Origin of the sequence: Micromonospora sp. NPDC005806, assembly GCF_042871425.1 — a bacterium.
Lineage (GTDB): Bacteria > Actinomycetota > Actinomycetes > Mycobacteriales > Micromonosporaceae > Micromonospora.
Window position 1 is genome coordinate 33,865 of sequence record NZ_JBIAIL010000027.1, and the last position, 21,817, is coordinate 55,681.

Annotated in this window: 17 protein-coding genes; 3 read left to right on the forward strand and 14 right to left on the reverse strand. The window is 75.1% G+C overall.

Annotation, left to right across the window (positions count from 1 at the left end; genetic code table 11):
- Nucleotides 1-33: 33 nt before the first annotated feature.
- Nucleotides 34-237, reverse strand: coding sequence for a hypothetical protein (locus ACFYOS_RS24735; RefSeq protein WP_387146055.1), 204 nt, complete (start codon nucleotides 235-237; stop codon nucleotides 34-36).
- 186 nt (nucleotides 238-423) lie between these two features.
- Here ACFYOS_RS24735 and ACFYOS_RS24740 point away from each other — a divergent pair, with 186 nt between their 5' ends.
- Entirely contained in the window at nucleotides 424-2,256 is a 1,833-nt protein-coding gene (locus tag ACFYOS_RS24740) for a glycoside hydrolase family 15 protein (protein WP_387146058.1), read from the forward strand.
- A gap of 36 nt (nucleotides 2,257-2,292) precedes the next feature.
- On the opposite strand, the gene ACFYOS_RS24745 is transcribed toward ACFYOS_RS24740, so the two are convergent.
- From ACFYOS_RS24745 to ACFYOS_RS24805, 13 genes are all read right to left on the reverse strand, one after another.
- The gene (locus ACFYOS_RS24745; RefSeq protein ID WP_387146061.1) at nucleotides 2,293-3,474 is read right to left on the reverse strand and encodes a 2-oxo acid dehydrogenase subunit E2; all 1,182 of its coding nucleotides are present in this window, start codon (nucleotides 3,472-3,474) and stop codon (nucleotides 2,293-2,295) included.
- On the reverse strand, nucleotides 3,467-4,480 hold the full coding sequence (locus ACFYOS_RS24750; protein WP_387146064.1) for an alpha-ketoacid dehydrogenase subunit beta: 1,014 nt from the start codon (nucleotides 4,478-4,480) through the stop codon (nucleotides 3,467-3,469). Before ACFYOS_RS24750 ends, ACFYOS_RS24745 begins: the two co-directional genes overlap by 8 nt.
- On the reverse strand, nucleotides 4,473-5,411 hold the full coding sequence (locus tag ACFYOS_RS24755; protein ID WP_387146067.1) for a thiamine pyrophosphate-dependent dehydrogenase E1 component subunit alpha: 939 nt from the start codon (nucleotides 5,409-5,411) through the stop codon (nucleotides 4,473-4,475). Before ACFYOS_RS24755 ends, ACFYOS_RS24750 begins: the two co-directional genes overlap by 8 nt.
- Complete coding sequence (locus ACFYOS_RS24760; protein ID WP_387146070.1) at nucleotides 5,408-5,656, reverse strand: phosphopantetheine-binding protein; 249 nt, start codon at nucleotides 5,654-5,656, stop codon at nucleotides 5,408-5,410. The genes ACFYOS_RS24755 and ACFYOS_RS24760 overlap by 4 nt, the downstream gene beginning before the upstream one ends.
- Nucleotides 5,649-7,532, reverse strand: coding sequence for an HAD-IIIC family phosphatase (locus tag ACFYOS_RS24765; protein ID WP_387146073.1), 1,884 nt, complete (start codon nucleotides 7,530-7,532; stop codon nucleotides 5,649-5,651). The genes ACFYOS_RS24760 and ACFYOS_RS24765 overlap by 8 nt, the downstream gene beginning before the upstream one ends.
- Nucleotides 7,533-7,591: 59 nt before the next feature.
- Entirely contained in the window at nucleotides 7,592-8,632 is a 1,041-nt protein-coding gene (locus ACFYOS_RS24770; protein WP_387146076.1) for a 3-oxoacyl-ACP synthase III family protein, read from the reverse strand.
- The gene (locus ACFYOS_RS24775; RefSeq protein ID WP_387146079.1) at nucleotides 8,629-10,230 is read right to left on the reverse strand and encodes a hypothetical protein; all 1,602 of its coding nucleotides are present in this window, start codon (nucleotides 10,228-10,230) and stop codon (nucleotides 8,629-8,631) included. Before ACFYOS_RS24775 ends, ACFYOS_RS24770 begins: the two co-directional genes overlap by 4 nt.
- A 117-nt stretch (nucleotides 10,231-10,347) precedes the next feature.
- Entirely contained in the window at nucleotides 10,348-10,575 is a 228-nt protein-coding gene (locus ACFYOS_RS24780) for an acyl carrier protein (protein WP_387146082.1), read from the reverse strand.
- The gene (locus ACFYOS_RS24785) at nucleotides 10,572-11,957 is read right to left on the reverse strand and encodes an MFS transporter (protein WP_387146085.1); all 1,386 of its coding nucleotides are present in this window, start codon (nucleotides 11,955-11,957) and stop codon (nucleotides 10,572-10,574) included. Before ACFYOS_RS24785 ends, ACFYOS_RS24780 begins: the two co-directional genes overlap by 4 nt.
- Nucleotides 11,958-11,968: 11 nt before the next feature.
- On the reverse strand, nucleotides 11,969-18,574 hold the full coding sequence (locus tag ACFYOS_RS24790; RefSeq protein ID WP_387146088.1) for a condensation domain-containing protein: 6,606 nt from the start codon (nucleotides 18,572-18,574) through the stop codon (nucleotides 11,969-11,971).
- The gene (locus ACFYOS_RS24795; protein WP_387146091.1) at nucleotides 18,571-19,371 is read right to left on the reverse strand and encodes a thioesterase II family protein; all 801 of its coding nucleotides are present in this window, start codon (nucleotides 19,369-19,371) and stop codon (nucleotides 18,571-18,573) included. Before ACFYOS_RS24795 ends, ACFYOS_RS24790 begins: the two co-directional genes overlap by 4 nt.
- 193 nt (nucleotides 19,372-19,564) lie before the next feature.
- Nucleotides 19,565-19,885: a TraR/DksA family transcriptional regulator gene (locus ACFYOS_RS24800; RefSeq protein WP_387146094.1), complete on the reverse strand. Its 321-nt coding sequence runs from the start codon at nucleotides 19,883-19,885 to the stop codon at nucleotides 19,565-19,567.
- On the reverse strand, nucleotides 19,882-20,775 hold the full coding sequence (locus ACFYOS_RS24805; RefSeq protein WP_387146097.1) for a cell shape-determining protein MreB: 894 nt from the start codon (nucleotides 20,773-20,775) through the stop codon (nucleotides 19,882-19,884). Before ACFYOS_RS24805 ends, ACFYOS_RS24800 begins: the two co-directional genes overlap by 4 nt.
- Before the next feature lie 465 nt (nucleotides 20,776-21,240).
- Between ACFYOS_RS24805 and ACFYOS_RS24810 the strand changes: the two genes are divergently transcribed.
- Together ACFYOS_RS24810 and ACFYOS_RS24815 are read left to right on the forward strand one after the other, a co-directional pair.
- Entirely contained in the window at nucleotides 21,241-21,444 is a 204-nt protein-coding gene (locus tag ACFYOS_RS24810; protein ID WP_387146100.1) for a hypothetical protein, read from the forward strand.
- A gap of 113 nt (nucleotides 21,445-21,557) precedes the next feature.
- A complete protein-coding gene (locus ACFYOS_RS24815) occupies nucleotides 21,558-21,806 on the forward strand; it encodes a potassium transporter TrkA (protein ID WP_387146103.1) in 249 nt (82 codons plus the stop codon).
- Nucleotides 21,807-21,817 lie beyond the last annotated feature (11 nt).

Genomic DNA, 21,817 nt, shown 5'->3' on the forward strand with positions numbered 1-21,817 from the left:
CCCGTCGGTCCGGGCTCGCCGCCTCTGTCGACGTCACCGCATGTGACGCTCTGCGGCAGCGTGCCACCAGCCGGGCGGGGACGGTCCGTCCACCACCGACGTCGGCTGGTCGGGATGCAGGCCGAGCGAACGCAGCGCCGCGGCGTCGACCATCACCCGGTACCAGCCGTGCCAGCGGCCGTCCGCGCGTGGCCCGCACGCCAGGTCCCAGCGGATCTCGCCCGGCTGGAACGGCATCCAGTCGATGCCCCGGTCGCGCAGTCAACCCCGCACGGCCGCCATCGGCGTCGGGCATCCCGGCAGGTTCTCGTAGCCGGCCACCGTGACCCAGTCGGCCCTGTCGTGCGTCATGCCCTGATGATGCCCGGCCGGCATGGCTCGGGCCAGAGCGGGTACGCAGGGCCCGACCTGGGGAGGTTGGCGGTGGAGTCGTACCCGGCGGTGGAGGACCACGGGCTGATCGGTGACCTGCAGACGGCCGCGCTCATCACCCGCAACGGCACCCTCGACTGGTTCTGCGCGCCCCGGTTCGACTCGCCGAGCATCTTCGGAGGCCTGCTGGACCGGCAGCGGGGCGGATACTTCGAGATCTCACCTGTCGGGGTCGACTACGTCAGCAAACAGCTGTATCTGCCCGGCACACCAATCCTGATCACCCGCTTCCTCAGCGCGGACGGGGTGGGGGAGCTCATCGACTTCATGCCGGTGGCCGGGGAGGTGGCCACCGACCAGCACTGCATCGTCCGGATGGTCCGGGTGGTGCGGGGCAGCATGCGGTTCCGGGTGGTCTGCCGCCCGCGCTTCGATTACGGCCGGGAAGCTCACACCGTCGACTTCAGCGTCGATGGCGCCGTCTTTCGCAGCCGCCACCTCAGCCTCACGGTCAACCCGGTCCAACACAGCGAGCGGCTGCTCGACGAGGGGGACTTACGAGCCGACGAGCAGGACGGAATCACCTTCACCGGCGTGCTCCACGAGGGCGACACCGGCGGGGCGGTGCTGTACACCGCGTCCCCCGAGCCGCCCCGCGTGACGAGCCCGGCCGAGGTCACGGAGATGTACGAGCGGACCCGGGACCACTGGCGGCGCTGGCTCGACTGTTCCCGCTACACCGGCCGGTGGCGGGAGGTGGTCGAGCGCTCGGCGATGACGCTGAAGCTGATGACGTACGCGCCGACCGGTGGCCTGGTCGCCGCTCCGACGGCTGGCCTGCCGGAGCAGGTCGGGGGTCAGCGCAACTGGGACTACCGCTACACCTGGATCCGGGACGCGTCGTTCTCGGTGCAGGCCCTGCTGGGTCTGGGGTTCACCGCCGAGGCGCAGGGGTACCTGGACTGGCTCACCCAGCGCATCCGCGATGCCGACGAAAGCGGCAAGTCGGTGCAGATCATGTACCGGGTGGACGGCTCGCGCGACCTCTCGGAGGAGTTGCTGCCGCACCTGGAGGGCTACCGCGGCTCCGCGCCGGTGCGGATCGGCAACGAGGCGGCCCGCCAGCTGCAACTGGACATCTACGGCGACGCACTCAACTGCCTGCACCTGGCCGGCCTAGAGGGCCTGCGCGGCTCCCACGAGGAGTGGTGCAACGTGACCCGGGTGATCGACTGGCTCTGCGAACACTGGGACCAGCCGGAGGACGGCATCTGGGAGACCCGGGGCGGCCGGCAGGACTTCACCTTCGGCCGGCTGATGTCCTGGGTGGCCTTCGACCGGGCCGTCCGGCTGTCCCACGACCTCGGTCGCCCCGCCGACGTGGTCCGTTGGACGGCGGCACAGAACGCGGTCTACAACCAGATCATGGAGCGCGGCTTCCACCGGGGCCGGGGAGCCTTCGTTCAGCACTACGCCACGGACATCCTCGACGCGTCGCTGCTCGCCATGCCGACCGTCGGGTTCGTCGCGCCGAGTGACCCGATGTGGCAGTCGACCCTGCGGGCGATGGACCGGGATCTGGTCAAGGACAGCCTGGTCTACCGGTACGACCCGCAGGCCTCCCCGGACGGCATGCCGGGCAGCGAGGGCACCTTCACCATGTGCACCTTCTGGTACGTCCAGGCGCTCGCCGAGTCCGGCCGCCTCGACGACGCCCGGCTGACCTTCGAGAAAATGCTCACCTACAGCAGCCCGCTCGGCCTCTACTCAGAGGAGGTCGCGCCGAGTGGCGAGCAGGTCGGCAACTTCCCGCAGGCGTTCAGCCACCTGGCGCTGATCACCACGGCCACCCTGCTGGACCGGCTGCTCGATGCCACACGGTGAGAGGTGCCGGCGGCCCACCGCGGGCACCCCACGGCGTCACTCCTCCGCGAGCCGGTCCGGTGACTCCAGGGCCGCCTTCACCGCTTGGAGGAAGGCGACCGCCTCCCGGCCGTTGACCACCCGGTGGTCGTACATGGCGCTGAGGTTGACGAACCTGCGGACGGCCACCTGGCCGGCCGGGTCGAGGGCCAGCTCGTCCTGGGTGCCGCCGATCGCCACCACGCAGGTCTGGCCGGGGAACACGATCGGCCCGGCGAGCACCACGTCCGGGTCGGTGTGCAGGGATACCACGATGACGCCGCCGGTCAGCTCGCCGGCCCGGAAGCCGTCGCCGCCGGCGCGGGTGCGGAAGTCCATCAGCGTCTCGGCGATCTCCGCGCAGGTCAGCTCCTCGACGTCGCGGATCACCGGGATGAACAGGCCGGTGCCGACGTCGATGGTGACGCCGACGTGCGCCCCCTCGGCGAGCCGTACCGTGTTGCCGTCGGCGGGGGAGGCGAACAGCAACGGGTGGTCCTCGCGCAGCCCGCCGACCGCCTTGACCAGCAGTTCCGGCAGGCCGACCAGGGTGCGGTTGGCGCGGGTGAGCTGCCGGGCCAGCGCGAGCGCGGCGTCGACGCGTACCTTGATCACGGCGAGCGCGGCGGGCACCTCGCGGTGCGACTCGGTGACCACCGCGGCCACCGCGCGCTGCGACCGGGGGAGCGGGTGGACCGGGCGCGGATCGTCGGCCTGCGGCGGGTCGCCGGCGGCGACGACCGCCGCCGCCGGCTCCGGGGTCGCGGACCGCTCGGCCAGCAGGTGCTCCACATCGGTACGCCGGACCACTGCCCTGCCCAGCGCCCGCAGCTCGGCGTCACCGAGGCCGTGCGCGGTGGCGAGTTCCCGGGCCGAGTCGGTGAGCACCGGCCCGGCCGCCCCGTCGGGGTCGGGCGCGGCCGGCACGGCGGGGGTGGCCTGCGCCAGCCAGCGCCGCCGGGCCTCCTCGTCATCGAAGACGTGCCCGATGACGTCGCCGGGAGCGCACTCCGCGTTGACCTCGGTGCGCCGGTGCAGCACGCCGGTGTGCTCGCTGAGCAGCTCCTCGGCGGCCTTGGAGGTCTCCACCTCGGCGACCGGGTCGCCGACGGCGACCTTCGCCCCGTCCTCGACCAGCCAGTCGGTGAGCACGTACGACGTGTCGTTGTTGTTGAGTTTCGGGACGACCAGGTCACGCACCGTGGACGACCTCCTTCACAGCCCGGTGGATGTCGGCGTTCTGCACCAGCACGGTGCGCTCCAGGTGGGCGGCGGTGGGGATGACGCTGTCGGCGGAGTGCACCAGCCGCACCGGTGCCCGCAGCGTCCCCCACAGCCGGCTGTGCACGGCCTGCGCCAGCTCGGCTCCCCAGGTGCCACCGGCGGTGCTCTCCTCGGCGACCACCACCCGGCCGGCCCGGGAGACCGCGGGCAGCAGCGCCGCGATGTCCAGCGGCCAGAGCCGGGACGGCACCAGCACCTGGCAGACGATGTCGTCGCGCAGCAGCAGCTCGCGGGCTACCACGACGGCCCGGACGGCCAGCCCGCCGGGGACCACCAGGATGCAGTCGCACTGCTCGGGGTCGTCCACCCAGACCCGGGCCACGTCGGCCTCGGCGCCGAGGAAGTCGTAGCGGAACAGCTCGTCGACGACGCCGTCGGCGTACATCCGGCCGGTGTAGAGGACCTTGTCCTCGAAGAGCAGCCCCGGCCTTCCGGAGTCGAGCATCCCGGCGAGCACCGCCCGGTTGTCGTGGAACGGGGACACCTCGCGCAGCGTCAGGCCGGGGATGCCGACGAAGTGCTTCTGCAGGCTCTGGCTGTGCGTCGGGCCGTACCCGCGGTTGCCGCCGGTGGGGCAGCGCACGACCAGCCGCATCGGCACCGCCCGGCCGTACATGGCGGTGGACTTGCTGGCGAAGTTCAGGATCTGGTCGAAGGCCAGCGCGACGAAGTCGCTGAACATGATCTCGACGATGGCCCGCTGCCCGGCCAGGGCCAACCCGCCGGCCACCCCGACGATGCCGCCCTCGCTCAGCGGCGTGGACAGCACCCGGTCCGGCCAGCGGGTGGACAGTCCCCGGGTCACCTTGAACGCCCCGCCGTGGGGGTCGACCAGGTCCTCGCCGAGCAGGTAGAGCCCGGGGTCGTCGGCCAGCAGCGCGTGCAGCGCCTGGTTGAGGTTCTCCACCACCCGCTCAGCCACGGTCGGTCTCCTCCCATCTGCTCGCCGGCTGCCCGGCGACCTCCCGGACGACCTCGGCGACGTACCGGCGCTGTCGTTCGTCGTGCGCGGCGAACTGCGCGGGGTACGCCTCGGCGTAGCGGGCGTACCAGTCGTGCGCCTGCGCGTCCGCGATCTCCTCGGGGCGGCGGCTGTCGTCGCCCTTGCTGTGCGGGCCGACCCGGTGGGTACGCAGCTCCACCACCGCCGGGGTGCCGTGCTCGCGGACCCGGCGCAGCACCGGGGCCAGCTCGGCCCGGACGGTGTTGGTGTCGCTCGAGGTGACCAGCCGGTGGTCGACGCCGAAGGCGCCGGCCCGGCCGGCGATGCCGCCGGCGAGCTGGACGCTGGTCGGGGTCGACTGGGCGATGCCGTTGTGCTCCACCACCAGCAGCAGCGGCAGCCCCCACAGCGCGGCCATGTTCAGTCCCTCGTAGACCGCGCCCTCGCCCCAGGTGCCGTCGCCGAGGTAGACCAGCGCCAGGTGCCCCGGCTCGGCCCGCTTCAGGTGCAGCGCCACCCCGGCGGCCACCGGGACGCTCTCGCCCTGCACCCCGGTGGACAGGTACCGGTCGCGCAGGATGTGCTGACTGCCGCCGACGCCATGGCAGACAGCGCCCTGCCGGCCCATCACCTCGGCGAGCAGACCGTGCGGGTCGCCGAACCTGGCCAGGTAGTGCCCGTGGCCGCGGTGGTTGCTGAACACGTGGTCGCCGTCGGCGAGCAGCGGCCGCAGCGCCACCGGGACGTACTCCTGACCGAGGCAGGTGTGGGTGGTGCCGTGCAGCTCGCCCCGGCCGAACATGTCCAGCAGGGTCAGCTCGAAGTGCCGGATGAGCAGCAGCAGGTCCAGGTCGGCGTCGTCGAGCCGGGTCGGTGCGGTCGGCCGTGCCTCGGTGGCGGCGGCGGTCACCGGGGACCCCCGTCGTGCTCGACGGCGATCAGCTCGACCAGCCCGGCCACGTCGGTCACTGCCAGGAACTCGCGTAGGTCCAGCCGGACGCCGAGGTCGTCCTCGAGCGCCGCGAGCAGCCGCAGCGCCTCCAGGCTGGTCCAGTTGGCCAGGGCGTCGAAGCGGACGTCGGGCCGGACCTGCCCGGCCGGGACGTCCGCGACCTGCTCGATCAGGTCCGCGACGGTGGTGAACAGCTCAGGCACGGACGTCTCCCTCCTCCAGAACGATCCACGCGGGCAGCAGCCGGGGCGGCGGGGCCAGCGGCAGCACGTGCCGGGTCGTCCCGTCCTCCTCGGCAGCGACGGCGAACCCGGCGGCGGGCCAGACCGCGCCGCCGGGCTTGTTACGGGCGGTGGGCCGGAACAGCGCCTCCAGCCGGCCGGCGCCCGCCGCGTGGGCCAGTTCCGCCACCCGGTGCAGCACCGCCTGCTCGATGCCACGGGAGAAGACCCGGCAGCTCAGCACGAAGTTCTCGATCACCCAGCGGTCGCGGTCGCCCCGGTCCAGCCACACCCCGCCGACCAGGCCCTCGTCGCCGAATCGGTCGGCCACCTCGACGGTGAGCACCAGGTGGTCGGGGGAGTCGGCCCGCTGGCTGGTCTGCGCCTCGGTGTGTGCCCGGTCGGTCATGGTGAACTGGTTGGTTCGCAGCCCGAGCTGGGCCAGCCGGGGCAAGCTCAGCTCGTCCACCGTACGGATGGCCACCCGCAGCTTCAGCTCGTGCAGGTAGTCCTCCGCGGACCGGAAGGTGGCGGCGAAGCGTTCCCGCCCGGCCCGGGCCCGGTACAGCGCGGTGCGCTCCCGATCGGTGGCGCCGGTGGCCAGCACGGTGAAGTGGCCCTCGGTGAGCAGTCGGGTGGAGAAGCCCGCCGGGTCGCCGGCCAGCTCCACCACCCGTACGGTGGGCAGCTCCCGGCGGACCAGCTCGCACTCGAACGGGCTGTCGTCGGCGAACACCACGCTGTCCAGCCCCAGGTTGAGCGTCTGCGCGAGCTGGCGCAGGTTCTCGTCCTTGCGGCCCCAGTTCACCGCCTGGGCGACGAAGTCGTCGGCGCGCAGCAGCAGGTCGGGGTGCTGGGCGAACGCCTCGGCCGCCAGGTCCGGGTCGTTCTTGCTGCACACGGTGAGCAGCACGCCCTGCCGGCGCAGCGCGAGGGCGCGGCGCTGCACGTCGCGGTGGCAGTTGCCCGGGTAATCGGTGCCGAGCTTGATGCCGGCCAGCCCGTCGTCGCCGAGCACCCCGGCCCAGAGGGTGTTGTCCAGGTCCAGCGCGAGGACCTTCGCCGCCTTGCCGAGCACCGCCCGGCAGAACGTGGCGGCCTCGTGGGCGTACCGGCGCTCGACGCTCGGCGTCCACGCCATGCTGGCGAACCGGTGGAGGCGCTCGTCGCGCACCGGCCCGTCGTGGCCGACCAGCAGTGTCTCCAGGTCCAGGGTGTACGTCCCGTCCCGCTCGCCCAGCTCCAGCAGCCGCCCGTTCAGCTCCCGCCAGATCCGGCCCAGCTCGGCCCGGGCCCGGAAGCTGATCAGGCTGCGGTGCTCCAGCGGCGACAACGGCACGGTGTGCAGCAGCAGCGCGCCGTCGCTGCGGGCGGTGTGGCCGCGGACCGCGGCGGCGAGCACCTCCGCCCGGTCGGTCAGCGTCTCCCGCAGCCCGGCCAGGTCGCCGGGGTCCCACTCGGGCGGCAGGAACCACCCGTCGTGCAGCAGGCAGAGCGTGACGTCGGGGCGGAACCTGGCCAGCGCGGAGCGAGGGTCGCTGAGGTCGAGCACGAGCTGGTCGAAGCCGGAGACGTGGATCTCGGCGGCGATCCCGATGCGCAGCAGCGCCACGCGCAGCAGCGGCTCGACCGTACCGGGGGTGAACGTCCCGGTGATCGCGACCCGCAGTGGCCGCAGCGGGAAGTCCGGGCCGGCCAGCTTCTCGGCCGGGACGTCGGCGAGCAACCGGCCGGCGCTGGCGAGCGTGGTCACCGGCGCGTCGTCCAGGTGGATCAGGGCGGGTGCCAGCTCCGGGTCGGGCGCCGCGTCCGGGCGGCGCAGGCGCCGGATCCGGAGGAGCACCTCCTCGACTCTCATCACGTTTCCTTCCTCGCCCACGCGGGCCGGCGGGGCGGTTCGTCGGTCGGGGCGGGCGGTCAGACCCGCAGCAGGGTGCAGACCCAGTGCATGCCGCTGCCGGTGCTGGTCAGCGCCACCAGGTCGCCGTCGGTCAGGTCGCCGCTGTGGAGGTGGTGCTCCAGCCCGATGAGCTGGTCGGCACAGCCGACGTGGCCGTGGTCCAGGGCCAGCTCGACGTTGGTGCGGTCCAGCTCGACGCCGAGGTCCTTGGCCAGCTCGGCGAACTGCCGGGCGTTGTCATGGAAGTGCACGAACCGGCGGACGTCGGCCGGCTCCGCGCCGACCCGGGCGCAGGCCGCCGCCACCACCCGCCGGTTGCGTTCCCGGATGGTGGCGACGAACTCGAACATCCGCCGCACGTCCCCGGCGAAGAACTCGTTGAGCCGTTCCGCCGGGTCACCGACGCGCGGGATGCCAGCCTCGGGGTGGTACGGCGCCGCCGCGCCCCCGACCGGCATCCGCATGAAGCCGGCGTACCGGCCGTCGCTGATCGTCTCGGTGGCCAGCCAGCGGCACCGGTCGTGGTCGCGGACCAGCACCGCCGCCGCCGCGCCGTCGGAGAAGACGCTGGTGTTGATCTCCATCCGGTTCCAGTACGGCTCGCAGACCCGGTTGGCGCCGATCAGCAGCGCCGTCCGGTACGCCGGATGGGTGGCGAACCGGCCGGCCACCGTGTCGAACCCGGCCACCCCGCCGCCGCACGCCTGGTTGAGCAGCACCGCCTCGGCCCGGTGCGCGCCGAGCCGGGCCTGGGTGTGCGCGGCCGCGTCCCAGTAGAGGTGTTCGACCAGGTCGGGGACGGCCAGCACGACGAGGTCCACCTCGGCCGCGGACACCCCGGCGCGGTCCAGCGCGGTACCCCCGGCCACCACCGCCAGGTCGGTGACCCCGGTCTGCTCGGCGGCCCGGTGGAAGGTGCGGTACTCCCAGGAGCGCACCCGGTCCAGGTCGGCCGTGTACCCGGGCGCGGCCGTGGCCACGTCGACCGGCTCGCCGAGGACGTGCGCGAGCGCGGCCACCCCGAGGGCGACCGGCGGCGCACCCGGCCCGGCGATCACCGGGCCACCCCGACCGGCTCGCCGACCTCGGCGGGCTCGACCCGGACGACCCGGACCGGCACCGCCGCGTCGGTGACCCCGTCCAGGTCGGACAGGAACCGGCCAGCCGTCCCGTTGCGCCCGGTGTCGGTCCAGCGCACCTGCACCTCGCCCGCCCCGACGGCCGCCGCCCGGCGGGCCACCTCGCGCAGCACCACCGTCTCGACACCCTTGCCGAGCACCGGGCAGGAGAGCGAGAACAGGTCCACCGTCCACCGGCCCGGGTCCGGAGTCACCGCCACCAGACCGCTGGTGCCGTAGTCGCCGAGCCGGTCGCGGACCCGGATGGCCAGCAGGTCGTCGGCCCGCCCGGCCAGCGCGGTCGCCGGCGGGGCCGGCCGGAGCGCGAAGTCGTGCGCCCGGGCCACCAGCTCGGCGACCTGTGGCACCTCGGCGGGCGGGACCGGCCGGTACTCCACCCGTACGTCCAGGCTGGAAACGAAGTCGGCCAGGGAGAGCCCGGCCGGCGCCCCGGCGACTGCGATGGCCCGCCGCGTGCCGCCGGTCCACCGGCGATCCGGGATCCGGTCGGTCAGCCCGGCCGCGCGTAGCGCGTCCCCCCACGACCGGGGATCCGCGCCGAGGGTGATCGTCCCAGCGTCGCCCGCCTGCCCTTCGGGGCGGTTGTCGGCCGGCGTCGGCGCGGTGACCAGGGCCAATTGCGCCGGGGCGAGGTCCAGTTCGGCGGCGATCTCGGCGAGCTGGGTGGGCACCGGCCGCTCGTCGCTGACCCAGCCGTCCAGCAGGGTCAGCAGCTCCGGGCCGGCCAGGGCCGGCCGGAAGCCGCGACCACCGGCACGCAGCGCCACCCGCAGGCCGGCGGCGCGCAGCTCCCGCAGCGCCGGCAGCAGGGGAGTCGGGTCGGCCAGGGTGTCGCCGTCGAGGACCAGCGCCCGGCAGCCCGCCCCGTACCAGCGGCGTAGCAGCTCGGCGGCGGCCGCGCCGAGCGCCGCGAAGACCTCCTCGGTGTACGGGATCTTGGCGAACCGGAACAGCGCCGGGTGGTACGCGTGCCGCGTACCCACCGCCCGGACCGCCTCCTCGGCGTCGACGAGCAGCACCCACGGGTCCCCGGCCAGCCGCTCGCGCAGCCGTTCCCGGACGGCGGTGGCGGCGGCGGTCACCCCGTCGGCGTCCATCGGATCCCCGTACCCGCTCGGGCGGGCCTCGGGGACGGCCGGCAGGACGTACCCCAGCAGGGCGCCCTGCCGGCGGGCGGCGGCGACGGCCGCCTCGGCGCCGGCCAGCAGCTCCTCCGCCCAACCGGCACCGGCCGGCCCGGGCGCGCCGGCCTCCTCCAGCCGCTGGGCGACCAGCAGCACGTCGGGGCGGGCGGTGGCGGGGAAGCCGTCGTCGGCCAGGCACTGCTGCACGACCTGGTTGAACGGCCCGACCGTGAGGGCGGCCGGCAGCCCGGCGTCGTGCAGCGCCAGCCCCACGTACGGCACCAGCGGGTCCACCGTGTAGCTGGCCAGCAGCCCGATCCGCAGCACCGGGGCCGGATCCTCCCGGACGACGGCCTGCCACCGGGTCCGCAGCGCGAACAGGTCGGCGCTCACGATGATGCCTCCTTGGTTCGCGACTGCGGGGCTCGCAAACCCGGCTCACTCCTCGCGCTCACGATGCCCCCTTGGTTCGCGACTGCGGGGCTCGCAAACCCGGCTCACTCCTCGCCCTCACGCCTCCGTCCCCTTTGCCCGCAGGACGGCCCGCAGCGCGCCGACGCTGCGCACGTCGCGGATCTCCTCGAAGGCGAAGGAGAGGCCGTAGACCTCCTCCAGGGTCACCACCAGTTGCAGGTGCCGCAGGCTGGTCCAGGTGGCGATGCTCTCCGGCCCGGACTCGTCGGTCACCTCGGCCGGGTCGACCTCCAGCACCCCGGCCACCACCTCGGCGAGCCTCACTTCGCCACCACCGCACGGTCGTCGGTCAGCTCGTCGGTGCCGGTCGGCGACGGCAGCGGCGCCGCCCCGGTCTCGGGCTCGTCGTGGTCGGGCAGGTCGACCTCCATCCGGCGGATGCTCGGCGAGAGGAAGCCGGCGGCCGCGACGCCGATGCCGAGCACGCCGACGATGACGAAGATCAGGCCCATCCCGGCGCCCGGCCCGCTGCCGACCAGCCAGCCGAAGAGCGGCACGCCCGGGCCGCCGTCGCGCATCATCGGCTCGAACCAGCGGTCCGCGGCGATGCCGGCCAGCGCGGTGCCGCCCGGGTACGCCAGGTCCTCGATGAACTGGCGGGCGGCGAAGACCCGCCCCTGCGCGGACGGCTCGACCTTCTCCTGCCAGACCGACTGGGCGTACCCGTCGATGAACGGGATGGCCAGGTGCAGGAAGAGCAGCGCGATCGACCAGACGATGACGGTGTCGCCGACGCCGTAGAGGATCCGGCCGAGGACGCTGAACACCAGGATGGCGAGGAGCATCCGGCGGATCTTGTGCCGGGTGTTCGGCAGCACACCGAGCAGGGTCGCGCCGGCCACCCCGCCGATCGCGCCGATGGTCTGCACCAGGCCGACCGCGTTGGTGCTGCTGTCCGTACGGGCCAGGATCTGCGGCACGAGCAGGGCGAAGCCGACGGCGGCCAGCACGTTGATGGCGAACAGGATGGCCTCCAGCCCGGTGAACGCCCGGCTGGCCAGGATGTAGCGGAACCCGTGGATGGTGTCGGACCAGAACCCGCCGTCGTCGTGCGCGGCGCGGGGCACCGGCGGCAGCTGGACCAGCAGCACCGCGCCGATCGCCACCACGTACGACAGGGCGTCGATGAGCAGGATGACCTTGATGTCCATCAGCCCGAGCAGGGCCGCCGCGAAGCCGGGCGCGAAGATCACCGGGATGGTCCGGACCGCGAACATCATGGCGTTGGCCCGCGGATACTGGCCCTTCTCCATCATCACCGTGATGGTCGCCTGGTACGCCGGCAGCTGGAACGCGAGGAACGCGCCGGTGACCAGGTTGACCAGGTAGAGGTGCCAGATCTGCACCGAGTCGGTGAGGAAGAGCAGCAGCAGGACGCTGGTGGTGACGGCCGAGCCGACGTCGCTGAGCACGACGGTCAGCCGCCGGCTCCACCGGTCGACCAGGGCACCGGCGATCGGGCTGAAGATGACGGTCGCGCCGAACGCGAACGCCATCAGCAGGGTCAGGTCGAAGGCCCGGCCGGTGGCGTCCCACACCCAGATGCTCAGGGCGAAGTTCGTCATCCGGGTGCCCAGCGCCGACAGCAACTGGCCGAACCAGATCGTGGTGAACCCGGCGAACCGGGACGGGCGTCGGAACGCCATGGGGAATCCTCCTACTGCCGTGGCGGTTGCCCGTGGTCCCCGACCAGGCGCAGCAGGCTGGTCCGGACGCCGTCGAGCAGGTCATCTGCGGTTGCCGGCCGGAAGGCCGGGGTGGCGTAGCTGAGGTCGACGCGCAGCCGGTCGCCGGTGAGCGCGCCCGTCACGTCGAACGGGAAGGGCCAGTGGCCGTCCGCGTCCTCGGTGGGCCCGAACGGTTCGGTGCAGACGTCGAGGAGCTGGCTGCCGGGGGAGACGTCGTCGAAGCCGAAGCCGCCCATGTAGTTGACCGCGATCGACGGCGGCCGGACCGCGGCGAGCCGCCGGCGCACGTCGGCGTCCGGGCAGAGGTGACGCAGCAGCCCGTACCCGATGCCGTTCTCCGGCACCCGGCCGAGCTGGCGGATCACCGACTGGACCGAGCGGGTCGGGCCGCCGGTGCCGGGCAGCTCCAGCCGCAGCGGGTAGAGCATCTGGAACCAGCCGGTGGTCCGGGTGGTGTCGACGTCGTCGAAGAGCGGCTCCCGGCCGTGCCCGGTGGTGGCCACGGTGACCGGGCCGCCGGTGCGCGCGGCGACCGTGGCCGCCACCGCCCACACGAGCAGATCCCGGACGCTGGTTCGCAGCCGCCGGACGGCGGCGTGCAGCCCTCGGGTGGTCGCCGCGTCGAGGCTGACCGAGGTCAGGCCGAGGTCACCGAGCCGGTACGGCCCGTCGTCCGGGACGTCCGCGAGCCGGGACAGGCCGTCGTCGTCGGCCTGGGCCAGCCAGAAGGGCAGCTGTGTGCGCAGCCGCTCCGACCCGGCGTACCCGGCCAGCCGTTCCGCCCAGCTCCGGTAGGAGGTGGTCTTCGCCCGCAGCGCGGGCTCCTCGCCGCGCTCCAGTTGGCTGCAGAGGGTCTCCAGGTCGGCCAGGAGCAGCCCCCGGGAGACCGCGTCGACCACGAGGTGGTGCGCGACGATCAGCAGCCGGTCGGGCAGCTCCGGCCCGAGCCGCAGGTGCGCCACCCGGACCAGCGGCCCGGCGATGAGGTCCAGCCCGGTCTGCTCCTCGGCGCACCGGGCCTCGGCCGCCGCCGCGCGGTCCCCGACCGGCAGGCCGGTGAGGTCGTGGCTGGTGAACGGGACGGCGTCGCCCGGGTCGGCGTGGCGCTGCCACCAGCTCCCGTCGGCCTGCCGCGTGAAGCGCAGCCGCAGCGCGTCGTGCTGGGCCACCAGCCGGCGTACCGCCTCGCGGACCAGGTCGGCGCCGAGCGGGCGGGCGAGCTGAAGGTAGTAGGGGTGGTTGAACAGGGACGGCCGGGCCATGGTGGGTGCGATCAGGTCGGTGAACCAGCGCTGTGCCCCGGTCAGCGGCGCGTCCCCGGTCACCTCGCCCTGCTCGGCGTCCACTGTGGTCGCGGCGCCGAGGCTCGCGGCCAGCTCCGCGACCGTGGGGTGCTGGACGAGCTGCCGCGGGGTGATCGTGATGCCGGCCTCGGCGCACCGGGCGACGAGCTGCATGGCCAGCAGCGAGTCGCCGCCGGCCGCGAAGAAGTCGTCGTGGATGCCGAGCCGGCCGGTGCGCAGCAGGTTGGACCAGATCGCCACGAGCTGCCGTTCCGGGTCGGTGCGCGGAGCGGCGGCGGCCCGCTCGTCCCGCCGCCGGTAACCGTCCTCGACGGCGGCCCGTACGGCGGTGGCGTCGGCCAGCTCGGTGGCCACCTCGGCGAGCAGGCCCACGTCGACCGGCTGCCCGTCGGCCCGGCCGCCGGGCGCGGTGTCCAGCAGCCACAGCCCGCGCAGCAGGGCGGCCGGGCCGGCCCCGGGGTCGAACGGCACCGCGAGGGCATCCGCCGGCCCCGGCTCGGTGGCCGGGTGCAGGACCAGGGTGCCGGCGTCGGCGGCCGGTGCCGGGTCATACCCGATCACCCCGGCGGCGACCAGCGCGGCCAGCTCGGCGGCCTGCGGCGCGTCCGTGACCAGGACCCGACGCCCGGCCCGGGCCTGCGCCGCGAGCAGCGGCGCCAGCTCCGCCTGCCCGCCCGCGGGCCCCGGGGGTACGACCAGCCGGTCGACCGCCGGGTGCCGCAGCGCCCGCCGCACCAGCACGGTGCCGACCATCGCCGACAGCTCCGGCGACCAGTCGTCCCCGGTGGACAGCTGCGGCACCCGGTAGCGGCGGGCCCACGCCGACACCGACCCCACGTCCACTCCGTCCCGGTCCGCCTGGCCGGCGCGCAGCTCCTCGGTCAGGTCGGCGAGGACACCCGCCCACGGCGCGGCCTGGTAGGCGGGCGAGGCGGGGCCGACCAGCAGCGTCAGCGGGGCCGCCGACCAGCTCCGGTAGCCGTCCAGGGCGGACTCCAGCTCGGCGCGGAAGGCCCGCAGCCCGACCGTGGCCGCGCCGAGCGGGCCGGGGGAGACCCGGTCCTCCCAGCGCAGCAGCAGCGCGTTGCGGTCGGTGGCGGCGACGGCCAGGCCGGCGGCCGGGTCGCGCAGCAGTCGCAGCAGCGCCCCGGCGGGCAGCGGCCGCACGGCGTACGGCAGGGACAGCAGCGCGGACCAGAATCCGACCGTCTCGGTCAGCCCCGGTACGTCCACCGTGCCGCCCACCACCAGCCGGGGCGTGGGCCGGGCAGCCGGCCGGGGTGCCACGGCGGCGGGGCCGCCGAGCGGGGCGTCCGGGCGGCGCAGCCCCTCGTCGAGCACCCGGCCGAGCGAGGTGAGCAGGCGGGCCGTCCGTTCCGGGGTGAACAGGTCGGCGCGGTACGCCAGGTCGGCGTGCAGCTCCCCGTCCTGCCAGGTGAGGCTGAGGAAGAGGTCGAAGTCGACCCCGACGCTGGGCACGTCCAGCGCGGACGCGGCCAGGCCGGCGAAGTCGGGCAGTTCGTCCGCGCCGTCGATGACGTTGAGCACGCACTGGAACAGCGGGTGGTACGCGGCCTGCCGGGGCAGCCGCAGCGCCTCCACCACGGTCGCGAAGGGCACTCCCTGATGCCGGTACGCCTCCCGAGCGCTCCGGTACGCCCGCCCGACGAGTTGCCGGAACGTGGGCCGGCCGGCCACGTCCACCCGAAGCGGCAGCAGGTCGGCGAAGCAGCCGACCAGCGGGGCCAGTTCGGCCCGGTCCCGGCCGGCGGTCGGCACCCCGACCACCAGGTCCGGCTGGCCGCTCTCGGCGTGCAGCAGTGCGGCGAAGCCGGCCAGCAGCACGGCGAACGGGGTGACCCCCTCGGCACGGGCCAGCTCGCGTGCCGCCGCGCCGAGCCCGGCGGGCAGCCGCTGCGCGTGGTAGCCGGCCACGTCGGAGCGTTCCTCGGGGCGGGGGTGGTCGGTGGGCAGCTCCAGCAGCGGCGGCGCGTCCCGCAGCCGCTCCCGCCAGTACGCCAGGTGCGGCTCGACGGCCGGGGAGGCCAGCCAGTCCCGCTGGTGGCGGGCGTAGTCGCCGAACTGCGCGGGCAGCGGTGGCAGCGGCTCGCCGGACCCGGTGGTGTGGTGGGCGTACCGGGCGGCGAGTTCGGCCAGCACGATGCTCCACGAGGTGTTGTCGCAGACGATGTGGTGCATGCCGAGCAGCAGCTGGTGCTGCCCGGCGGCGAGCCGGACCGGGCGGACGCGCAGCAGCGGGCCGGTGGCCAGGTCGTAGCGGTGCGCGGCGTGGGTGGTGACCGCCCGGCGCAGCGCCCGGGCCTGCTTGGCGTCTGACAGCGCGGTGAGATCGAGCGGATCCACCCACGGGTCGAGGTGCGGGTGGACCACCGGCTCCGGCTCGCCGCCCCGGTCGCGGAAGGTGGTGCGCAGCACCTCGTGCCGGGCGACCACGTCGTGCAGCGCCCGGCGCAGCGCGTCCGTGTCGAGGTCGCCGCGCAGCTCGACGGCGGCGGCGGTGTTGTGCCGTACCACGTCGTCGCCGAGCTGGTCGAGGGCCCAGAGCCGGACCTGCGCCGACGACGCCACGGCGGGAGCGCCGGGCGGGGCCGGGGTGAGCGCCTCGATGGCGGCGCCCTCCCCGTCGCCGTCGAGCACGGTGGCGAGCTGGGCGACGGTCGGGTGGGTGAAGAGGGTGTAGAGCGACACCTCCCGGCCGAACTCCGCCTGCACCCGGGAGAGCAGGTGGGTGGCGAGCAGCGAATGCCCACCGAGGCCGAAGAAGTCGCTGGTCGCGCCGACCTGGTCGACGCCGAGGGCGCCGGCCCAGAGGGTGGCCAGCCGCTCCTCGGTGGGCGTGCGGGGCGCGACGAGCTCCGCGTCGTCGCCGTCCGGGATGGCGGTCGGTGTCGGGCGACACCGCTCGGCCACCGTCGCGGCGGTGCTCAGCTCCTCCGCCAGGTACGCCGCCCGCTCCGCCCCGATCGGCGCGGCCAGCCCGTCGACGCCCGGCGCGGCGGGTGCGGGCGGGTCCAGCGGCCAGACGTGGGCGAGGAACCGCGACAGTTCGTCCCACCCCTCGGGGACGGTCAGTGCCAGCACCGACGGATCCGCCTCCCGCAGCGCCGCGACGGCGGCCGGGTCCGGGTCGAGCACGACGACCGTGCCGGGGTCGACGTCGGCGAGGGCGGCGGCGTACCCGCCGGGCGGGCAGGGCCGGACGTCGTGACCGGGCAGCGCCGCGGCGAGCCGGTCCACCGGCAGGCTGGCGCCGACCAGCACCGGCCGGTGGGGCTGACCGACGGCCCGGCGCAGCTCACGCACCACCACCGTGCCCAGCGCGGCGAAGTACTCGGCGGTGTACGGCACGTGCCCCAGCTCGTCGGCCCGCGGATCGAACACCTCGCCCACCGGGTACGTGCCGGCGTGGTCGGCGGCCCAGACCGCGTGCACCCCGGGGGTTTGCGCGGCCAGCGCGGAGAGCCGGTCGTCCAGGCGGCCGGCGAGCGTCCGGGCGCGCCGGCCGGCGTGGTCCGGTGATGGCGGGCAGACCACCAGCAGCAGCGGTGCCGCCGTACGGGCCCGGTACGCCCCGACCGCCGCGGCCAGGTCGTCCATCGCCCGGTCCAGGACCGTCGGTTCGTCCCGGTCCTGCCGGCGCAGCCAGTCCTCCCAGCGCAGCAGGCAGACGGTCGCGTCGGCCGCCGGTCCGGCGAGCAGGTGCGCGACCAGCTGGCCGTAGCCGACCAGCTCGACGCCGGCGAGCATCCGCAGGAAGCGGAGCCAGAACTCCACCGGGTCGCGGAGCGGGTCGACGGTGAAGGTGGCGGCCAGCGCGACCCGGTGCCGGCGCAGGCCCGCCACCTCGGACAGCGGTCGGTCCGGGGCGGTGGCCATCGCGCGCAGCAGCTCCGGCAGCCGGCCGACGGTCCGGGCGACCGTCTCGTCGAGGTAGAGGTCGGCGTTGAAGTCGACGGCGCCCTCGATCCGGTCGTCGTGCCGGGTGAGGCTGACGAACAGGTCGAAGTCGGTCAGCCCGTTCTCCGCCGCGTACGGGGTGAAGACGGCGCCGGCCCCGTGCCGCTGTGCCGCGTCGCCGTCGGTCATCGTGGCCAGCACTTGGAACAGCGGGTTGATGCTCGGGTCCCGGGGCGGCCGCACCTCCTCCACCACCCGCGCGTACGGCGCCTCCTGGTGGGCGTACGCGTCGCTGACCGTGCGATGCACCCGGCTGACCAACTCCCGCACGGTGGGGTCGCCGGAGGCGTCGATCCGCAGCACCAGCATGTTGGCGAAGCAGCCGATCAGCGGTTCCAGCTCGGTGCCGGACCGCCCGGCCGCCGGCATGCCGAGTAGCAGGTCGTCCTGCCCGGTGGCCTGCCGCATCAGGGCGGTCAGCCCGGCCAGGGCGACCGCGTTGACGGTCGCGCCGGCCCGCCGGGCCAGCCCGTCGACGGCGGCGACGGCCGGCGCGTCCACGGTGAACGGGAGGCTCCGGCCGCGGTGGGTCTGCACCGGCGGGCGTGGTCGGTCCGGCGGCAGCGTCGAGCGGGCCGGCGCGCCGGTCAGCCGCTCCCGCCAGTGCGCCAGGTGCCCGGCGAGCGCCGCCTCGCCGTCGGGCCGGCGCCGGGCGGCCACGTGGTCGACGAACCGCACCGGCAGCGCCGGCACCTCGGCGGCTGCGCCGCCGGCGAACTCCCCGTACCAGCGGACCAGCTCGTCCCGGAACAGCCCGGCGGACCAGGCGTCGAAGACGATGTGGTGGACGGTCACCAGCAGCAGGTGCTCGTCGCCGGCGAGGGCCAGCAGGCGTACCGCCAGCGGCGGGCCGGCGGTCAGGTCGAACCGGACGGCGGCGTGCGCGACGGTCTCCCGCTCCGCCGCCTCCCGCCGCGCCGGCTCCGGCACCGTCCGCAGGTCGACCACCGGCAGCGGCACCTCCAGGGCCTCCCGGACCCGCTGGGTGACCGTGCCGTCGGCCTCGGTGAAGACCACCCGCAGCGCGTCGTGCCGCGCCACCACCGCGTTGACCGCCCGGTGCAGCGCCGGCACGTCCAGCGGCCCGGTGATCCGCTCGGCGAACGGCACGTTGTAGACCGGCGTCCCCGGATCCAGCCGGTCGAGGAACCAGAGCTGCTCCTGGGTGGCCGAGAGGGGCCGGGGCGCGCCCGGGTCGGGGCGCCGCTCCCGTGCCCGGCGCAGCCGCAGGGCCAGCAGCTCCCGCTGCTCGGGCGTGAGGTCGGCGAGGTCCGGGTGCAGGTCCTGGGTCATGGCGTGGCCCCTTCGGCGTACGCGTGGGCGGCCCGGTCCGGCGTGGGCCGGCCGGCCAGCAGGCGGTGCAGCGGGGGAGGGGAGTCGTGCAGGTAGAGGTGGCCGCCGGGGACGACGGTGAGGGAGAAGCCGACCGTCGTGCAGGCGGCCCAGCCGGCCACCGCGTCCGGGTCGACGAGCGGGTCGTCGGCCGCCGCCACCGCGTCCACCGGCAGTGGCAGGGCCGGCACCACCGACCGCCGGTACGAGGCGACCACGGCGAGGTCGGCGCGCACGGTGGGTAGGATCAGTCCGAGCAGGGTGGGGTCGGCGACCAGCTCGTCCGGGACGCCGCCGAGCTCCCGCAGCCAGGCGGTCAGGCCGGCGTCGTCGCGGGTGTGCGCCGCCCCGGTCCCGGCCGCGCGGTGCGGCGGCAGGGCGGCCGACACCACCAACCGGGCCGGTGCCGGGCCGCCCCCGGCGACGAGCCGGCGCGTCACCTCGTAGCCGAGCAGGCCGCCCATGCTGTGCCCGAAGATCGCGAAGGGTGGCCGGACCTGGTCGGCGACGGCGTCCACCAGCGGTGCGGCCAGCTCGTCCATGGTGGTCACCGGCGGTTCGGCCAGTCGGCGCTCCCGGCCCGGTAGCTGCGCGGTCCACAGTTCCACGTCCGGGGCCAGTCCGGCCGCCCACGGCCGGAACGCCCCACCGCCCGCGCCCGCGTAGGGCAGGCAGACCAGACGCAGCGGCGCGCTCGGACGCGGCGTCGCGCAGCTCAGCCAGGCAGCGGTCGCCGGTGGCACGGGTGGTGTCGCCATGGCCGCAGACGCTAGGAACGACCCGTGACGGCGGTCTTAGTGCCGGATGAGGGTTGCCTGGGGTGTCGCTTCGGTCCGGCTGCATCGGCCCTCGTCCGACCGGCCATCCGGCCCGCCGGTCAGCATCCCTTGTGGAGCGCCACGCGGCGGCCGGGTTCCGGGCCGCCGCGTCAGCGGGATTGGGCGAGGCCGGTCAGCCGCGGTGCCGTTGCTGGCACGGGACGCAGTGACGAGCCCAGGGGAGGATCTCCAGCCGGGCGATCGGGATCTGACCGCCGCAGCCTTCGCACCGGCCGTAGGTGCCCTCGGACATGCGGCGCAGCGCCTCGGCGGTGTCCGCGATGCCCTGGCGGGCGGTCTCCATGAGCCCCCGCAGGGTGTCCGGGTCGTAGCCGCCGTGACCGGGCCGCCGGCTGTGCACCGTGAGCTCGGTGAGCTGGCCGGTGTGCACCTGGAACTGCCGCTCGAGGCGAGCGCGTAGGGCTTCGGTGCTCTCGTGCAGGGTGTCGCTCATGACGTGGTGCCTTTCCGTGCGCGCGCCGGCACGGGACCGGTGCGAACGGGTGGGGAGGGTGGGCCGGGCTCGGTCCAGTCGGCGGCCGGATGGCGGGCGGCGGCCGCGGCGGCCAGGCTCGCCCCGGTCAGCGCGGCCGTCCGGGGTCCCGCGGCCCGATGGACCGGGATTCCCGTCGTCGCCGTGATGCAGTCCCGCAGATCGGGCCGGGTGGCACCGTCCCCGACGAGGACCATGCCGCGGGCCAGGGCGGTGGCGGCTGCGGGCGCGGCGCCGGCACCCCGGACCAGCTCCCGGACGAGGCGGGTGAGCGTGTCGGCGAGCGTCCCGACGGTGGCTCCGTGGGCGAGGTCGCCGGTGCCGAGGTTCGCCCGGCGGCCCGCGACGACGCGGCTGTCCCGCAGGACGGCCACCTCGGTCACCTCGGTGCCGAGGTCGGCGACGAGCAGCGTGCCGGCGCCGGCGCCGGCGCCGATCGCGGCAGCGCGCACGGTGTCGATGAACAGCAGTCGCGCGGGCGCGAACACGGCGTCGAGGACCCGTCGGGTCAAATCCTGGTCGGTGGCCGTCGCCAGCAGTGGGCGGCAGGCGACGATCAGTGGACGGGCCGGTACCCGGACGCGGTGCTCCCGGAGCAGTTGCGACAGCACGGCGGCGCATCCGGCACCGTCGACGACCTGGCCTCGGCGGACCACCGGTTGGCGGCGGATCGACCGGTCACCGACCGGGGTGCTGATCGTGCCGTGGTCGGCGAGCCGGATCCGGAGCTGGCCGCTGCCGAGGTCGACGGCGACCGGGCTGGGGCGGGTGGCGGCGGCCCCGACGGTGCCGGTGCGGACGGAGGCGCCGCCGGCCGGCGGGCGACCGGTGGAGGCCTGGACGACGGGCATGCCGACCTCTTTCTGACGGTGGATGTGCCGATGCCGCCGCCCGGGACGGGGCGGCGGGGGACGAGGGAAGCGGGCTGACCCGTGGTCGCTGGGCCGGACGGCGGGGTCAGCTGCGGAGCAACGGCGCCGCTCCGGGCGGCCCCGGTCGGCGGGCCAGCAGGCGCGGTGCTGGACGGCGGTCCCCGCTCGTTGCGGCGGCGGACCGGCGACCGCTGCCGGCGGGGCGACCGGGTCGACCGGCGGGCACGGGCGGCCGCGCCGCCATGCTGGTCGTCATCACCCGCCTCCTCGCCGTCGCGGAACCTGTCGGACCTCCAGCGTCGGTCGGAACCGACGGACTGACATGGCCTGCGGCCGGCCAATATCCGGCGGTTTGCTTGCCGGCCACCGGCGACCTTGCGGGCCGGCGGCGCCGCGCTACGGCGGCACCGGCGTGGGCGCGGGGCGGACGGCTATGGTGGCCGCATGTCCCGGCCCCGGCACCGATCCGACACCGCCGAGCGCCGCGCGCTGGCGGTGCTCGTCGTGGTGGCCGTGCTCACCGCGCTCCGGCACGCCTGCCGGACCGTGGGGCTGTGCATCGTGGTCAGGCTGGTGAAGGTCGTTCCCGGATGTGTTCCGGCCTGGTCGGCCGACCGGGCACCGCCGGGCGGTCGCGCCGTCGCCTGACGGCGGCGCACCCCGCCACCGGTCCGTGCCCCGGCAGGGTCGCGCGGGCTCCGGAAGCCGGCGGCCCGCCCACCAGCGGTCGCCGTCGCCAGCCTTTCCCGTACGGAGCACCCATGCAGATCGAACGTACGCCGCTGCCCGGGATCGGGGTGCGGCACACCTTCACCACCGCACAGGGCCGCCGGATCGGTGTGGTCGCGTACCGCGGGCAGGACCGTCGGGACGTCTTCCACGACGACCCGAACGATCCGGACGGCACCTGTGACCTGCGCCTCACCCGGTCCGAGGCGGTGGCGCTGGCCCGCCTGCTGGGCCTCGTGGACGTGCTCGAGGTCGTCGCCGGGGACGGGCCGCCCCGGTGAGGGTCGCGCCG

Coding starts and splice junctions, on each gene's coding strand:
- ACFYOS_RS24735 (WP_387146055.1), bottom strand. CDS start 237: ATGCCGTTCCAGCCGGGCGAGATCCGCTGGGACCTGGCGTGCGGGCCA.
- ACFYOS_RS24765 (WP_387146073.1), bottom strand. CDS start 7,532: ATGAGAGTCGAGGAGGTGCTCCTCCGGATCCGGCGCCTGCGCCGCCCG.
- ACFYOS_RS24785 (WP_387146085.1), bottom strand. CDS start 11,957: ATGGCGTTCCGACGCCCGTCCCGGTTCGCCGGGTTCACCACGATCTGG.
- ACFYOS_RS24790 (WP_387146088.1), bottom strand. CDS start 18,574: ATGACCCAGGACCTGCACCCGGACCTCGCCGACCTCACGCCCGAGCAG.
- ACFYOS_RS24795 (WP_387146091.1), bottom strand. CDS start 19,371: ATGGCGACACCACCCGTGCCACCGGCGACCGCTGCCTGGCTGAGCTGC.
- ACFYOS_RS24800 (WP_387146094.1), bottom strand. CDS start 19,885: ATGAGCGACACCCTGCACGAGAGCACCGAAGCCCTACGCGCTCGCCTC.
- ACFYOS_RS24805 (WP_387146097.1), bottom strand. CDS start 20,775: ATGCCCGTCGTCCAGGCCTCCACCGGTCGCCCGCCGGCCGGCGGCGCC.
- ACFYOS_RS24810 (WP_387146100.1), top strand. CDS start 21,241: ATGTCCCGGCCCCGGCACCGATCCGACACCGCCGAGCGCCGCGCGCTG.
- ACFYOS_RS24815 (WP_387146103.1), top strand. CDS start 21,558: ATGCAGATCGAACGTACGCCGCTGCCCGGGATCGGGGTGCGGCACACC.